The sequence below is a fragment of the Microbispora sp. ZYX-F-249 genome, from assembly GCF_039649665.1.
In the GTDB taxonomy this organism is placed as follows: Bacteria; Actinomycetota; Actinomycetes; order Streptosporangiales; family Streptosporangiaceae; genus Microbispora; species Microbispora maris.
The window spans coordinates 18,779-33,042 of the sequence record NZ_JBDJAW010000032.1 but is presented as its reverse complement, the minus strand read 5'-3'; the positions used below and the strand labels follow the sequence as shown (position 1 = coordinate 33,042).

General features: G+C 66.2%; 13 protein-coding genes. 10 read left to right on the top strand and 3 right to left on the bottom strand.

Annotated features, from left to right (window positions below):
* The first annotated feature begins 301 nt into the window (after window positions 1–301).
* A complete protein-coding gene (locus tag AAH991_RS29785; protein ID WP_346229239.1) occupies window positions 302–949 on the top strand; it encodes a hypothetical protein in 648 nt (215 codons plus the stop codon).
* A gap of 385 nt (window positions 950–1,334) precedes the next feature.
* Here AAH991_RS29785 and AAH991_RS29780 read toward each other — a convergent pair whose 3' ends face one another.
* A complete protein-coding gene (locus AAH991_RS29780) occupies window positions 1,335–1,538 on the bottom strand; it encodes a hypothetical protein (RefSeq protein ID WP_346229238.1) in 204 nt (67 codons plus the stop codon).
* Between the two features lie 164 nt (window positions 1,539–1,702).
* Between AAH991_RS29780 and AAH991_RS29775 the strand changes: the two genes are divergently transcribed.
* Window positions 1,703–2,809, top strand: a complete 1,107-nt coding sequence (locus tag AAH991_RS29775; protein WP_346229237.1) for a hypothetical protein — start codon at window positions 1,703–1,705, stop codon at window positions 2,807–2,809.
* A 248-nt stretch (window positions 2,810–3,057) separates the two neighbouring features.
* Here AAH991_RS29775 and AAH991_RS29770 read toward each other — a convergent pair whose 3' ends face one another.
* Window positions 3,058–3,618 carry a flavoprotein gene (locus tag AAH991_RS29770; protein ID WP_346229236.1) on the bottom strand — a complete coding sequence of 187 codons (561 nt, stop codon included), beginning with the start codon at window positions 3,616–3,618 and terminating at the stop codon, window positions 3,058–3,060.
* Window positions 3,619–3,729: 111 nt separating this feature from the next.
* On the opposite strand from AAH991_RS29770, the gene AAH991_RS29765 reads away from it, so the two are divergent.
* The 7 genes from AAH991_RS29765 to AAH991_RS29735 all read left to right on the top strand — a co-directional run bounded on the left by AAH991_RS29765 (window position 3,730) and on the right by AAH991_RS29735 (window position 8,669).
* Window positions 3,730–4,980, top strand: a complete 1,251-nt coding sequence (locus tag AAH991_RS29765) for a helix-turn-helix domain-containing protein (protein WP_346229235.1) — start codon at window positions 3,730–3,732, stop codon at window positions 4,978–4,980.
* A gap of 58 nt (window positions 4,981–5,038) precedes the next feature.
* A complete protein-coding gene (locus AAH991_RS29760) occupies window positions 5,039–5,332 on the top strand; it encodes a hypothetical protein (RefSeq protein WP_346229234.1) in 294 nt (97 codons plus the stop codon).
* A 159-nt stretch (window positions 5,333–5,491) separates the two neighbouring features.
* A complete protein-coding gene (locus AAH991_RS29755; protein WP_346229233.1) occupies window positions 5,492–5,674 on the top strand; it encodes a hypothetical protein in 183 nt (60 codons plus the stop codon).
* A gap of 44 nt (window positions 5,675–5,718) precedes the next feature.
* A complete protein-coding gene (locus AAH991_RS29750; protein WP_346229232.1) occupies window positions 5,719–6,465 on the top strand; it encodes a hypothetical protein in 747 nt (248 codons plus the stop codon).
* Between the two features lie 69 nt (window positions 6,466–6,534).
* A complete protein-coding gene (locus tag AAH991_RS29745; protein WP_220504420.1) occupies window positions 6,535–7,452 on the top strand; it encodes a phosphotransferase family protein in 918 nt (305 codons plus the stop codon).
* A complete protein-coding gene (locus AAH991_RS29740; RefSeq protein ID WP_182908076.1) occupies window positions 7,449–8,099 on the top strand; it encodes a class I SAM-dependent methyltransferase in 651 nt (216 codons plus the stop codon). Before AAH991_RS29745 ends, AAH991_RS29740 begins: the two co-directional genes overlap by 4 nt.
* An 18-nt stretch (window positions 8,100–8,117) precedes the next feature.
* Window positions 8,118–8,669, top strand: a complete 552-nt coding sequence (locus tag AAH991_RS29735; protein WP_346229231.1) for an HAD domain-containing protein — start codon at window positions 8,118–8,120, stop codon at window positions 8,667–8,669.
* Between the two features lie 250 nt (window positions 8,670–8,919).
* Here AAH991_RS29735 and AAH991_RS29730 read toward each other — a convergent pair whose 3' ends face one another.
* Complete coding sequence (locus tag AAH991_RS29730) at window positions 8,920–9,438, bottom strand: DUF2199 domain-containing protein (protein ID WP_182908078.1); 519 nt, start codon at window positions 9,436–9,438, stop codon at window positions 8,920–8,922.
* 569 nt (window positions 9,439–10,007) lie between these two features.
* Here AAH991_RS29730 and AAH991_RS29725 point away from each other — a divergent pair.
* Window positions 10,008–14,264 (top strand): Tc toxin subunit A-related protein, encoded by a 4,257-nt coding sequence (locus AAH991_RS29725; protein ID WP_346229230.1) that lies wholly within the window; start codon window positions 10,008–10,010, stop codon window positions 14,262–14,264.

Genomic DNA, 14,264 nt, shown 5'->3' with positions numbered 1-14,264 from the left:
AAGTAGGAGGCATGTGTTGAGTTCGAAGCCGTGCTACTGGTGCAAGGAACCTGTGATCGACTGTCCCACGTGCTGGGGCGTTTACGGGCAGATGGAAACGTGCGGGAGGTGTCAGGGGACAGGATGTGTATGCCAGAATGGGCACGGGGCGACTTGGCTAGGCAGCGTCAACTGCCCCGCGGAGGTCCAAGAAAATATCGACAACTGGCTGAGACGTAATCTTCGAGAAGAACCATGGGAGCTTCCCTCGGTCCAAAGCCTTCCCGTCAGCAACAGAGACGCTCTTAGCTATATTGCGTTCATGGCAGACATGAACGTGCTCTTTCAGCACGGCCTGGATGCGGACAGCCTTGCGCGCATTCGATGGCTAACGCAATGCCGCAATGTAGCCATCGAAGCGGGAGGGCGTGTTCCGAGTGTGCTTCGTGCTGGCCCCCTGCCAGACTCCTTGAATCAGAGGCAAGAGAGTTCGCACGGGCGGACTGGAACGCATGGGCCTGTCGACGAGTTTCTTCGTGGCGCGTTAGATCATGCCTATCCAGGCCAGTGGGACAACCCCATGCCCTTCGTGGCGTCGCTGGTCGCCGATGGCGTGGGCATTGCAGTCTTCTATTTAGGGGAGTACATCCATATCTGCGCAGGTGTGCTGGAATCCCTTCGCCTCACTGGTGATCTAGTCGGTGTGCTAGGCGAGGTCAACGAGGCTACGGCAATTGGCTCTTTCCAGTTGCGGCGAGGTGCAGACGAGGAGCATTGGTGGATCGTCTATTCATTCAAACTTTTAAAGGTTTGGATCGATCCAGAGTCCACAGCTTCTGCCCAGATGCTTGTCGACGTAGTGTCTAACATGCCGAGCCTGATCAAGGCCAGGATTGATCACATGACAGGGAAGGGCATACCCGCAAATCGATGCACGACCGACGGTCCCTGGTGGCTTGTGCTTATGTGATCTTAGCCCCGACCGGGTCGGTCTGCTCTGGGTGTTGGGTTGCCGGGCTGCGGTTCCGCTCATTGAGCCTTTCCTTTCAGTGCGAGGGGTGGTGGGGATGAGGAAGGGGCGGCCTTCCGGCCGCCCCTTCGAGGTGGACTGATTGCTGCCGCTCTGTGGATGGCCAAGATGCGGGCCCAGAGCGGTGGACTCATTCTGGATCTTATGCGTAGGGTTTCCGGCAGACCACGCAGCGCGTAATTTCCCAGTCCGAACGTACTACCGTATGGCAGCGCGAACAGGTGTACCGATGACGCAAGGACGACCGTCGGACGAGGCTCCAGCCGATCACCGAAGCCAGGACGAGAGTGATCCCCCTTGCGCCAGCGCGCATCATGACCATGGGCTACTCCTTCAGACTTTGGGCTTGACAACAGGCGCGCAGCTCTTGCTTGCATCGCCAGGTCTTTCCGCGCTCGCGAGCCAGCCGGGTATCCATCCATCCCAGAGCTGCGCTGCAGCGCACTCCCTGCACGACCATGCCGATGAGCAGGCCGGCTGCGAAGATGCACAGCATGAGCATCAGGTCATTCACGAAGAAGCCGCTCATACACCTCCTCTGTTAAGTCTTCAAAGCTCCGAGCCGTCCAGTGATGCGGCATGCGGCTCCTGGCAGCTTGCGCTGTGCGGCAGCGCCCCACCAGGTAAGCGGGCCGGGCACAGGTGATGACAGGTACGAAACCTCGGCCACTTTCAAGATCGGGAGTAAAATCCATGGTTGAACCCCTAGATCGCTTGCGGCTGTCAGACCAGCTCAAGAAACTGCGCGAGCGTCAAGGCCTGGCGGATGAGGGCCGCCTCGCGCGTACGGCTCCCTTGCTCCTCCAGCTCGCGGAACGCGTGCTCGACCTCGCAGGGGCTGAAGAGCGAGCCATCATCCCCCAAGCGCTACGACTGCTTGAGGATGCTCTCCATGATCTTTCGCCAGCCTCTCAGGAAATCCTTAAGGCCGGACTCAACTGGGATCGCGATCCAATGAGTAAGAGGAAGGAGGGTCGGCTCAGAGCGCTTGCCGATAGATGGGAATACAACGAATCCCGACCGATTGAGGAGCGAGAAAGAGAACTTTATTTGCCTCTTGCCGATGCACTTTTAGAGCAAGTTTCCATTATGCGCAGAAGGAAAGCGCATGAGGCAATGGTGGATGGCGATGGTGACCAGACCGCCGCAACTCTCTTTGTCGCTAAAACCTTCGGGCATTGCTTCCGAATCTTCTCACCTATATCTGGTGTTGGATATGACCTAGAGGCCTATCTGATTTATCGATGGCGCAATCCAGCGGCCAGTCCAGATATTTTACTCGATACTGCCATATGGCAGTACGCTCGCATGCTCCGAAGAGTCGATGAATTCGTTGTTTCTGATCTTGGAGGTAATTGGATTGCAAGCGATGCGGATACTGAAACTGAGATTGTAACGCACCTGGACATGCTGCAACGCTTGTTGCCGTTCAGCGATCAGGACTGCTCGTCGCTTCGTATCGCCTTGGTTCAGGCCCCTGAGCAAGAGTTTCAGCCGTTTAGGGCCAACCTGCGTCAAGCTAAGCTAGATCGGCGCTTTCGGCAGCGGCTCAAGAACTGGGTCCAGAAATGCGACTGTAATGTGCGTCGCCCAAAGAAGAAATGTGAGCCACACCAGGCCATCGGGGCGGCCAGAGAATTCTGCATTCTGATCGAGCGGGAATGGTATCGACTGTCCAATTGGTATCATTTGCCTGCTGGCGCCGTAAGTGCTGAGCGCAATAAAGTTATAGATTACTTCTTGAGGGCTGATCCAGAGAATTATAACCTTGCCCATCTCGATCGATCAGATACTCCTTAAACTTCACCGAATAGCCTGACTTCCTCAGAGTGCAAGGAGGTGTCGTCCTTAGGCGTCAACTAGGGCTCTTAGAGCGTCTTCCCCGGCCTTCGGTAAGAGCCTATAGCCCCTCTTCCTGGTCTTGCTTAGCACCGGTTACCAGCATGGCGCCGAACGGCTGATCCATCTAATGATGGAGCAAGGCCGTATGTAAGGTAGTCGAGCGGAACAGCAGATCGGTCTCCGATATCGGCGTGGCAGAACTCACTTCAGCTGGATGAAAAGTCGATGTCCCCTCGTACGGCTTGCAGCGCTTCGTGTAGATCGTCCCAAGGGAAGGAGACCGCTCCTGGTGCACCTGAGTTGGGTGCGGGGAGACGCTCCCAATCGAGGATTATCCGTACGCCCCATTCCTCGAGCCGGGCCACGCTGCTGGGGAAGGCGGGGTGCCTCGCGAGCGCGTGGTTGGGCCAGGGGACGGCGACGATCGGCAGGCCGAGGCCGATGGCTTCGTTCAGCAGGCCCAGGGCCAGGGTGTCGCTGATCCCCTGGGCCCACTTGTTGGTCGTGTTGAATGTCGCCGGAATGATCGCCATGGCGTCGGCCTTCGGCAGCACGTCCGGTTCCTCAGGCCGCTTGTAGTCGTGCCGTACGGGATAGCCGGTTAGCTTGCTGAGCCGCTCGGCGTCGACGAACTTCGTTGCTGACGGCGTCGCGATGACGCAGACCGTCCAGCCGTCCGCCTGAAGGCGCTCGACGAAGGCGGGGAGGTCGCCCGCCGGCCGACCTCCGCACGCGATCACATACAGAACCGGCTTGCCTTCTGCCATATCCCGCCGTTCCCCATTCCTCTGCGATCACCATCGGTTACTATCCGCTGACCCACGGGCACGGTTACCGTGGTCGAGGCGAACACTACGTCCCCAACGTGAGGTCGTGCCATGGCGACTGAGCACGTGGAAAGTGGAGAGCTGGACCGGCGCATCGGCAGGCGCGTCCGAGCGCTTCGGTTGCGCCGAGGGCTTGGTCTGCGTGCGTGCGCTGAGCTGTGCGGACGGACCGAAGAATGGCTCCGCCAGGTCGAGCGCGGTGAGCAGCGCCTGGACAAGCTCTCCACCCTCGTCGCCCTGGCGAACGTGCTCGGCGTACGAGATCTCAGCCTCATCGTCGAAGACCGGCTCCAGGGCATGACGTGCACCGTCACCGAGGGCGGCAGGATCCGGCACGAGGCCGTTCCCGCCATTCGTCAGGTGCTGTCCACGCCGATCTATCCGCCGCAGCCCGTGGACGACCTGCCCGCCGAGAGCGAGAAGCTGCGGCGCCGGCTGGCCGTCGCCTGGTCGGCCTGGCACGGGTCGGCTCGGCCGTACACCGCTCTGGGCGCGGTGGCGCCCGGCCTGCTACAAGACGCACTGAACCTGCACAGAGCGGCCGCGCCCAGCATGCGGCGCAGCACCTGGGCGCTTCTCGCCGAGACCTTCCAGCTTGCGCAGCGTTTCCTCTACTGCGTCGGGGAGGCCGAACTGGCGGCCCGCGCAGCCGACCGCGCGATGGTCGCCGCCGAGGAGACCGACGATCCGCAACTGATCGCGATCTCCGCCTGGACTTCCACGATGGCCGCACTCGGGCGCGGACAGACTGACGAGGCCTTCGAAGTGGCGTCGACCGCGGCGACTTACCTGGAACCGAGGTCGAGCTCCTCGCAAGCCGTGCTGTCGGCGTGGGGTTCCTTGCACCTGTTCGCCGCCATCGCCTGCGCGAAGAACCACCGCGGCGCCGACGCCTGGCGGCACTGGGACCTCGCTCACAGGGCCGCCTCCGCTCTCGGCCCTGCTCACCACAACCCTCTGACAATGTTCGGCCAGGCCAACGTCGCCATCTACGGCGTCGCGATAGAGGTGGAGACAGGGCGCTCCGGCGCGGCGATCGACCGGGCCAAGGCCATCACCGTCTCCGCCATCCCTTCGACGAATCGGCGGGCCCAGCACCTCCTCGACCTGGCGCGAGGGCATATGCGGCAGCGGGATTTCGACGCAGCCCTCACCTGCCTTCGGATGTCGGAGACACAGTCGACGGAGACCGTCGTCTTCAACCCGCTCGCACGTCAGACCATCAGCGAGATGATCGAGGCGAGGCGCCGTCCTCCGGCTCTGTTGCTGGACCTCGCGACAAGAGCCCGCGTCATCGCCTGAATGCCACCCCCAATTGCTGGTTGGGTCTGCCCACGTGAGCCGGCCGTACGGTCGCGTCATGAGTACGCAGCTTGCCGATCCGGCGGTGGTCCGCGACGCGCTCCAGTCGCTCGCCACCGCGCTCGAAGTTCGGGGCTTCGCCGCGCGGCTCCGTAGCGGTGAGAGGTCCTCGCTCCACCTCTTCGTGATGAACCCTGAGGCTCCCGTCCTCACGGAACACATCATGATCGCGCCGGATGCGGAGGGGGAGTGGAGCTTCTGGTTCCCCTGGCCCGAACGGATCGCCCTCGTCACGAACGTCACCGAGGCCGCCGACCGCATCGAGCGTGTGCTGGCCGAGGTCGACCGTTAGCCGGAGCACACCCGTATGGTCTCGCACGGTGCGACTCGCGGCGCTCCCAAGGACATGCAGCTTCCCGCGCCGTTCCATGGTGTCCACGTCGCGCCACCGCAGACAGGCTGCGAAAGGCTCGTGTGGAGGAAACCGACGGCGCGGTGCACGCACCTGCGGGTGCGACGGCACACCTGTGACTGCCAGCCGGTGGTCTACGAGCTGTGCGTTTCCGGCGGCCTGGTGTTCATCCGCCGCACTGTCCGCAAGCCGACCGGTCTGTCCGTACGCGAGACGGAGTGGTTCCTGACGGCCAGAGCCATGGAGCTCTGGCAACGCCTGCTCACTGGGCAGGCCCGATAGCTCCCCCTCCACCAGCAATCCCACGTCAGAAGGAGAGTGCCTCAATGACCCTGAGCGCCCAGCTCGACGCGTTCGCCGTCGACCTGCCGGTCGCCTTCGACCCGCGCTGGAACCGCATCCCCGGGATCACCGTGGACGGAGCCACCATCACGGTCGACCCCGAGAAGTACTTCTTCCGGTTCGAGAACTCCACCTGGCTCCTGTGCGACTGGAACCTCGTCGCTGGCCAGCTTCTCGGCATCGAAGAGTCCGCGGAGACCGCCGTCGAACAGCTCGCCCTGGAGTTCGTGCAGGAGCACGGCTACTCCACCTCCGACGCCGGCCGGGTGCTGGCCACGGCCTGGGAGGTCTACAGCTACCTGTTTCGCGAGGAGCACCTGCCCACCCTCGGCCTGCCCCAGATCACCGCCGACCACCTGCGGATGCTCCGCGAGGCCGCCACCTTCATGGCGCTCAACAAGGTCGAGCTGGACGGCCACATCTCCAACGTCGGCCCGTGCTGGTTCTTCCCCGCCGCGACCTCCGTCGTCTATGAGCTGGACGAGGAGGAGGGCGGCATGCTCGACGAGGTCTACCACGGCACCTGGTTCAACGAGTACCGCCGCATCGAGTCGATCAAGGCGCACGCCGCGCTCGGCGGGCGGCTGGTCCACGGCTGCCAGTCCGTGCCCAACCAGTCCGGCGGCGCCTGCGTGCCGTACGGCGCCTCGATGCAGACCTTCCGCACCGAGCTGACGAGCTTCCGCGAGGAGTGGCTCGCCACGGTCTACGCCTGCCGCACCGCCAGCTGACCCTTCCTGTACGGCCCGCGCTTCGGTGAGCGTGGGCCGTACGCCCCAGATGCCGAAGGAGAAACCCTCGTGGACGAGCTGACCGTCACCCGGCTGTGCGCCGAGCTGTGCGCCAAGGCGAGGTTCCCGGGTGAGCCGAAACGTGAGCCGATGCGTGCCTGGTCGCTGTCGGCGGTGGAACGCCTGCACTTTCCCGACGGCTCCACGGCCATCTTCAAATTCGCCGCCGAGCCGTTCACCGAAGAGGACCGGGCCCTCAAGCTGGCCGCTGTCCATGGCGTGCCCGTCCCCGACCTGTACGCCTCCGCCGTCAGCGGCGGCATCCTCGGCATGCTGATGCAGGACCTTGGCGAACCGGTCCGGGAGGCAGCGGACGACGACGGGGTCAAGGCGGCGGTCGTCCTCCACCAGGTTCGCCCCTCGGAGATCCTGCCGACGACCCTCGACGCCGACGAACTGGGGGCCCTGCCTTTGCGCGCGCTCGCACACCTGGACTATCTGCGGCAGGTCCGGCGCTGGAAATCCACTCTCGACATCGCCGAGATGCTCTCCGCCCTGGACAAGGTTGCTCCCGCTCGTGCTCAGGGGGCGGAGCTGGTGCCGTTCGGGCTGTGCCACTCGGAGTTCCATCCCAGCTCGTTGCATGTCGGGCGGGCGGGATGGCGGCTGCTCGATTTCGCCCGCGCCTTCAACGGCCCCGGCCTGCTCGACCTGGCATCCTGGCCCGGAACTCAACAGCCCCCCAACGTGCAACGGGTCCGTCGGCTGATCGAAGCCTATGTCGCCGCTGGCGGATCGCAGGAGGCCTTGGCGCCACGGGGTGGACTGTCCGCCGAAGCATGGGCCCTCGGCTGGCACCGGGTCTGGATCGTGGAGTGGTTCATGGACCAGACCGTGCACTGGATCAACGACCCGACCAGCGATCCGGTCTACATCAAGGCGGTACGGCGTCACCTCCGCGAAGCCGTACGACTGCTCGCGTCATGAACCGCCAGGCATGGCAGGAGCACGCCCGGCAACGTCAGGCCGTCGAGCCGGCACTGCCGGCGGCGGCTCCGTCTCGCATGTACTGGACGCCGGAGCCTCGCGGCGGGCCAGGCGCCGAGATCCTGGGACACCTCGCCTGTGCGCGCGTCCTCGAGTTGGGGTGTGGCGCGGGCCATCACCTCGCTCACCTCGTCGGAGTCCATCGCTCCACCGGGGTCGGCGTCGACATCTCGGAGAGACAAATCGAACGGGCGCGCACGCGCTATGGGCACCTGCCGGGGATCTCTTTCGTCGCCGACGACGCGGTTGAGTTCCTGGCGACGCCGTGCCATCCGTACGACGTCTGCTACTCCGTCTTCGGCGCCGTGGGACTCACCTCGCCGAATGTGCTCGTGCCGTTGATCGCGCGGGCGCTGCGGCCTGGCGGAGCGTTGGCCTTCGCCGTTCCGCATCCCAGACGCAGTGACCGGGACAGCACGTTGTTGTTGCCGTCCGGCGGCAGAATGCCGATCCGCCGCTGGGAGCCGAGTGCGCTCGGATGGGTCGCGCTGATGTCGGCAGCCGGTCTCCGGGTCAAGGACCTCCAGCACCTGGGTGAGTCGCCGGCAGGCCCGAACACCTTGCTCGTTGTTGCCCGTAAATCATGACGGTTCGAGGAGGCTGTCGTGCCCGAGGTTTATCTGCTCATCGACGTGGATGGCGTGCTGATCCCGTTCCCCGACAGCGAGGAGAACGGACCGGCTACTCACGTGAGGCACAGCGTCGTCCCCACCGGCTATGACGCGGGCTCACCCGTCCCCATATGGCTGAATCCCACGCACGGCCCCATGCTGGCTGAGCTGGTCAGCGAGTTGGCTCTGACACCGGTCTGGTGCACCAGCTGGCGTGGCGACGCCAGCCCCTTGATCGGCGCCAAGCTGGGCCTGGAGCCGTTCCCGCATGTCGAGCTGGCGCGTCAGGACATCACGACGAGCCACCCCAACGGCTACCTCTGGAAACGGGACGACGTCTCAATCTGGCTCGGCACCGCTCAGGCCGTCTGGATCGACGACGACTTCACCCCTGCCGACCACGCCTGGGCCGCAGCCCGGACGGCAGTGGGTATCCCCACCTTGCTCGTCCAGCCGGCTCCCAGGGTCGGGCTGCTGCCGGCGCATCTGGAGACGATCCGATCGTGGATGACCGAACTCGTCAGCATGCCCTCCGGCCCTTCATAGCTCGAGGCCTGCGCGATTGATACGAGCGTCGCGTGACCAGGGCGAAGTGCGTCCAGCAGCCGGGCTCGCGGTACTGGAATACACGCAGCTCGTATCCCGCCTCCGCGCCGTCACCGTTCTACCGATGAGTGAAAGGTGCGCCACCCTGGGCCAAGCAAGTCCGTGGCTTGGTCCCGGGTCTTGCGCACGGCGACAGCATCGGCCGCGGCGCCGTGCCCCCGTTGGCCCATCCGGGCCGCGGTGGGTGACCCTACTTCTGATGACCGGGGTGGAGGAGCAACTCGGCCAGTTCCCGGACGCGGGCGGAAGTAATGCCGGTCCGCTGCTCGACGGCGAGGGGATGGCCGGTGGGCTCCAACTCGACGGCCGGGCGCAGCCCGACCGGACGAGTGTGGAGGTTGGCCTTGAGGTTGAGCGTCGTCGGTTCGTAGACCGGCAGCTCGGAGGAGAGCCAGCCGAAATAGGGAGGCTCGGACTCCCGGCCCGGGGTCTCCCACATCCGGCTCATCCGGGCGAAGTTGTTCCGGCTCAGTGAGACCCATACGCCCCAGGTGAAAGTCTCGTCCGTGTCAATGACGGGGATCTCGATGAGGCCGTGGACGAAGAAGTGCTCTCCTTCGATCACACACTGGTCGGAGGAGAGCACGCTGTCGGGCACGCCGGTCATCTCAGGGCTCCAGTAGGCGGGCGCGGGCATGTGGTAGCTCAGCGGGAGCTCGTCGTGGTGCCGGCCGCAGCAGGAGCAGAGGAAACCGGAATCAATCGACACGGGCGTCAGCGTAGCGAAACCGCGGGATCGGAAGTCTCCTCTATGCCATTCGCGAGGTGGTTTCGGGTTCTGGCGAGCGCGGCCCCGGTTAGCCGGCACACGAGAGTTATAGGCCAGGGCATGCCGTTCCCGTACTGCCGGAGACGGACTGTAGTGGGAAAAATCCAAGGGGTATCGATCTTCAGGGGAGCTTATGTTGTGACGGTCATGGGATGGGTGTACTTGGACCGAACTGGGCCGTCCGAGGACTTCACCAGCGGGCCGGCCGATATCGGTTGTCGGTGGAGGCACCGGTCATGCAGGCCGTGGAAGTACTCGTGCCTGGCGTGTCCACCGTGACCCGACACCGGCCACTGCTTCGACCAAGAAGCCCCGGACATATCCGCAGTTCACAACCGCAGACGGAGTATTGGCACCCTTCAACCTTGCGATGGTCACAGCCGCCGCTCTGATCGCGTAGCAACAGAGCGCGAAACCGTATTTCCGAGCGGGACACCATCGTTCACGGGGCGATTCGCGGTTTCTGGGTTAGCGTGGGGGAACTCACGTATGGCCGATCGGAGCCGCAGATGAGCCGCAGGACACTGGACGAAGCCGGTCCGGAAGACTCGGATCCCGCTGGCGTGGCCGCGCGGGTGGAGGCGGCGCTGGGGCGGGCCCCGGTCAACAGGGGCAGCGCGTGGTTCCCGGCCGGCGCGGAGGACGCGCCTGGTCACGAGGCATGTGACGGCTGCGAGTCGGCCACGGGCCCCGCCGCCTACCTGTCCGATCTGCTCGACCTGCTTCTGGACGCATTCACCGACACGGTCGGCTTCCATAGCCTGGAGGAAATCGAGCAGCGGTTCGCGCGCCCCTTCGGCGATCTGGTCATCGGGTGCCCCGACGCCGTCGTGCCACAGGTGGAGATTGCGGTCGAGGTGCTGGAGAGGCTGGTGACCAGGCCGCCGTTCCCCGGGTACGACCGCGCCACGATCTATGGCTTCTTCGACACCGCCGATCAGCGCGGTCGGTGGCTGTACCCGTTCCCGCACGTGCTCTCCGACCTGCTGGACGCCTACCTGGCCGAGTTGGGGATCTCCCGCGCCGACCTGGACAAGGCGATCACCAAGGCGTACCCACTGCCCGGCGACTCGCCCGCCGACCTCGCCCCGCTCGGCGCGCTGCTCGGCCCGCTGCACCTGACCGAACCCGAGTTCAAGGCTGGTCTCGGCATCGTGAACCGGAACTGGCGGCCCGGCCTCGCCGCCGTGGACTGGCTGGAACGGCAGGTCGCCGCGCTGGCGACGTACGGGCTCGACCCGGCGGACCCCGAGCGGGCGGCCGGCTTCCGCGAGGCCGCCGAGCGGGCCTCGGCGGCGGTGAGGAGGGTCAGGGGCTTCCTGTTTCCCGCGGTCCGCGCGAACCTGATCAGGTACGCGCTGCGCCATCTTGAGGCCCACCCCGACCCGACCCTTCCGGTCGCCGACGCCGACCAACTGGGCGACTTCCTGCACATCGATCTGTCGGCCGATCCATGCGTGAGCACGACCCGCGTCCGGGACGCGATCGAGTCGCTGCAGTCCTTCCTCATGGCCTTCCAGCTCGGCAGGGAGAATCCGCTGCTCACCAACATGCTCGGCGACGACTTCGCTGAGCGCTCGCGCTGGCTGCGCGGTTACGAGCAGTGGCACGCGGCACAGAGCGTGTTCCTGTACCCCGAGAGCTTCCTGCTGCCCGGCCTGCGGCCGTCCGCCGGCGGGCCGTTCGGCGAGTTCCTCAGCACGGTGAGCACAGCGGCCGTTACCTCGGAGTCGGTCCGCGCGGCCGCGCACGCCTATCGGGACGCGACGGCGCCGCTGCTCGCGGGCCCGCCCGCGCGTTTCCTGCTCGACCACCCGCTTGACCAACCTCAGGGGTTCGCGCTGGAGGACTTCAGAAGCTTCCAGGCCGCGCAGTACACGGCGGTGGCCGAGCCGGTGCGCGCCGTGCTGGACGAGTGGTACTTCTGGCTGCCGCTCGCCGGCGCGCGGGCGCTGGCCGAGGCGGGCTGGCACGAGGACGCCGCCGCCTGGCTGCACACCGTGTTCTACCCGTACGCGGGCGCGTTCGCGTCGGTCCCGGGGCGGAACGTGCCGAGGCTGGTCTGGGTTGGCCTGACCGAGCCGGGCGACGAGTCTCGGCGCACGGAGGAGTGGTTGCGTGACCCGTTCTCGCCCTTTGCGGTGGCGGCCACGCGCGACGGCGCGTACCTACGACACGCGGTGTACCAGTACGTGGAGAACCTGCTGGCCTGGGCCGACGCGGAGTTCGCGCAGGACACCGGCGAGTCGGTCAGCCGGGCCAGGGAGCTGTACGAACTGGCTGGCGACGTGCTGGCGGCGGGCGAGCTGCCGCCCGAGGACGCCCGCGAGCGCGCCTGGCGGGCGCTGGAGTCGGAGATCCTGGCCGCGTTCGCCGCGCCGGAGCTGCGGCGGCTGCGGCCGGTGCTCGCCGGGCTGCGCGCCGACGGCGTCGTGCCAGAACCGCCCGACTTCGACGACTTACGCGACGCGCTCCACCGTGACGTGCCGTTCGAGAGCGCCTACGCCGACGTCCTGGCGGTGTCGCGGCGGATCCTGGCTCGCGCCCGTCCGTCCCGTACGCTCTCCCAGGCGCGGGCCGAGTCGGCCGCGCCGATCGCGCGGGTGTCCGGCGCGGCCGAGCTGGCCGTCGCGGCGGCGCGCCGGCTCGGCTTCGGGTTCTGCGTTCCGCCGAATCCCGCGGCGAGCGCGCTGCGCTGGCGAGCCCTGAGCAACCTGGACAAGATCCGCACCGGCCGGAACATCGCCGGTGTCCGCAGAGAGCTGTCGGAGGACGTCCTGCCGACCGCGCCGCCGCCGTTGTACCGCTTCAGCCATCTCATCGAGCGGGCCCGCTATTACGTGTCGGTCGCCCAGCAGCTCCAGGCCCAGTTGCTCGCTTCCTTCGAGCGGGGCGACGAGGCACGCTACACCATGCTCAAGGCCAAGCAGGATCTCCAGGCGGCGCAGGCGGCCCTGCGCCTGCGCGCCCTCCAGCTCCAGACCGCCGTCCGCGAGCGGGAGCTGGCCGTACGCCAACGCGATAAGGCGGCCGACCAGCAGTTTTACTACGCAGCGCTGCTGAACGCCGGGTGGAACCTCTTCGAGCAGCGGCAGGTCTACTACGAGCACTCCGCCACCTCGGGTTACGACACGGCCGCCGCATTTGCCTGGGCGGACTGGCTCTCGCTGAACGCCTCCTCACCCTTCTCTCAACGCGCCGCCTCCGACGCGGCGATCGCCACCGAGTACGGCACTGTGGCCGCCTACGAGCGGCGCGAGCAGGAGTGGCGGCAGGCTCGCCGCCAGGCGGAGTACGACCACAGACTGGCCGCCGAAGGCATCCTCGTCGCCGGCGACAACCTGGGCGTGGCCGACCAGCAGTACCGGATCGGCCGGCTTGAGGAGCAGTTCGCGACGCAGGGGCTGAACTTCCTCAACGAGAAGTTCACCGGCCGCGAGCTGTACGACTGGATGGCGCGGGTGCTGGCCGGCTCCTACCGGCAGCACCTGGACCACGCGACGGCGCTGGCCAGGATGGCGCAGCGGGCGCTGGAGTTCGAGCGCCAGGAGTCCATCACGATCATCGCTCCGTTCTACGGCAACAGGGGGAAGCGCGACCTGCTGTCGGCGGAGCGGCTGCTCGGCGACATCACCCGGCTCGACCAGCACCGGCTGACCACCGAACAGCGCAGGCAGGAGCTGACCAAGACCATCTCACTGGCCCGCTCGGCCCCGATCGAGTTCGAGAGCCTGCGCCGCGACGGTGTGATCACATTCGCGACGCCGATGGCCTGGTTCGACCGTGATTTCCCTGGCCATTACCTGCGGCTGGTCAAGAGCGTGAGCTTGACGGTGGCCGCGCTCACCTCACCGGTCGAGGGGATCAGGGCTACTCTGTCCAACACGGGCGTCTCGCGGGTGATGACCGGCCCGCCGTTCACCGAGCCGCGAACCGTCCACCGGTTCCCCGAGTCGATCTCCGTGAGCGTGCCCGTGAGCGGCACTGGGCTGTTCGAGCTGCGGCTGGATGATCCGATGCTGCTCCCGTTCGAGGGCGGCGGGGTGGACACGGCGTGGACGTTGGAGCTGTCGCGGACGTTCGACTTCGACACGCTCTCCGATGTGTTCCTGACCATCAGATACACCGCGCTGGCCGACGCTGGCTACCGGCGGCAGGTCGTGGCTGGCATGGGCAGCACGGCGGAGACGACCCTGGTGAGCCTGCGCCACCGTCAGCCGGACGCCTGGTACCACTTCCACAATCCGGTGTTCGGGGGGGACGAGCGGCCGTACGAGCTGCGGTTCGAGGTCGGGACGGAGGACTTCCCGCCCGCTCTCGACCTGACCGGGCTGCGCCGGCTGACCGTGGACTTCGCGCACACCGCCGCCGTGACAGCCCCGGTGGAGCTCGAGTTCGCGCCGTACGGCGAGCAGGTCGCCTATCTGGCCGACGCGGACTATAAGTCGCAGCTGGCGGGCTCTCCTGCCCCGGCCGGCCACGGCCCCCTGCCGTTCGGCGCGTTCACCCACCGGCGCGACGCCGGGGGCGCGGTGACCGAGCAACGCACGGCGCTCGGCGACCTCCGCCCGTTCGGGTGGTGGATGATCCGGTTGAAGAACGGCGGGGCCAAGCTCAGCGGCAAGCCGATCCTGCCGGCCGACTACCCCGGCTTGTTCCTGGACGCCCAGCCCGTTCCCGGCCAGTACCTGCTGGAGACGGGCCCACTGCGCAACGTGACGCTCGCCTTCAGCTACGACGCATCGCTGCGCCACACGTTCAGCTGA

Coding starts and splice junctions, on each gene's coding strand:
- AAH991_RS29785 (WP_346229239.1), top strand. CDS start 302: ATGGCAGACATGAACGTGCTCTTTCAGCACGGCCTGGATGCGGACAGC.
- AAH991_RS29780 (WP_346229238.1), bottom strand. CDS start 1,538: ATGAGCGGCTTCTTCGTGAATGACCTGATGCTCATGCTGTGCATCTTC.
- AAH991_RS29775 (WP_346229237.1), top strand. CDS start 1,703: ATGGTTGAACCCCTAGATCGCTTGCGGCTGTCAGACCAGCTCAAGAAA.
- AAH991_RS29770 (WP_346229236.1), bottom strand. CDS start 3,618: ATGGCAGAAGGCAAGCCGGTTCTGTATGTGATCGCGTGCGGAGGTCGG.
- AAH991_RS29765 (WP_346229235.1), top strand. CDS start 3,730: ATGGCGACTGAGCACGTGGAAAGTGGAGAGCTGGACCGGCGCATCGGC.
- AAH991_RS29760 (WP_346229234.1), top strand. CDS start 5,039: ATGAGTACGCAGCTTGCCGATCCGGCGGTGGTCCGCGACGCGCTCCAG.
- AAH991_RS29750 (WP_346229232.1), top strand. CDS start 5,719: ATGACCCTGAGCGCCCAGCTCGACGCGTTCGCCGTCGACCTGCCGGTC.
- AAH991_RS29740 (WP_182908076.1), top strand. CDS start 7,449: ATGAACCGCCAGGCATGGCAGGAGCACGCCCGGCAACGTCAGGCCGTC.
- AAH991_RS29725 (WP_346229230.1), top strand. CDS start 10,008: ATGAGCCGCAGGACACTGGACGAAGCCGGTCCGGAAGACTCGGATCCC.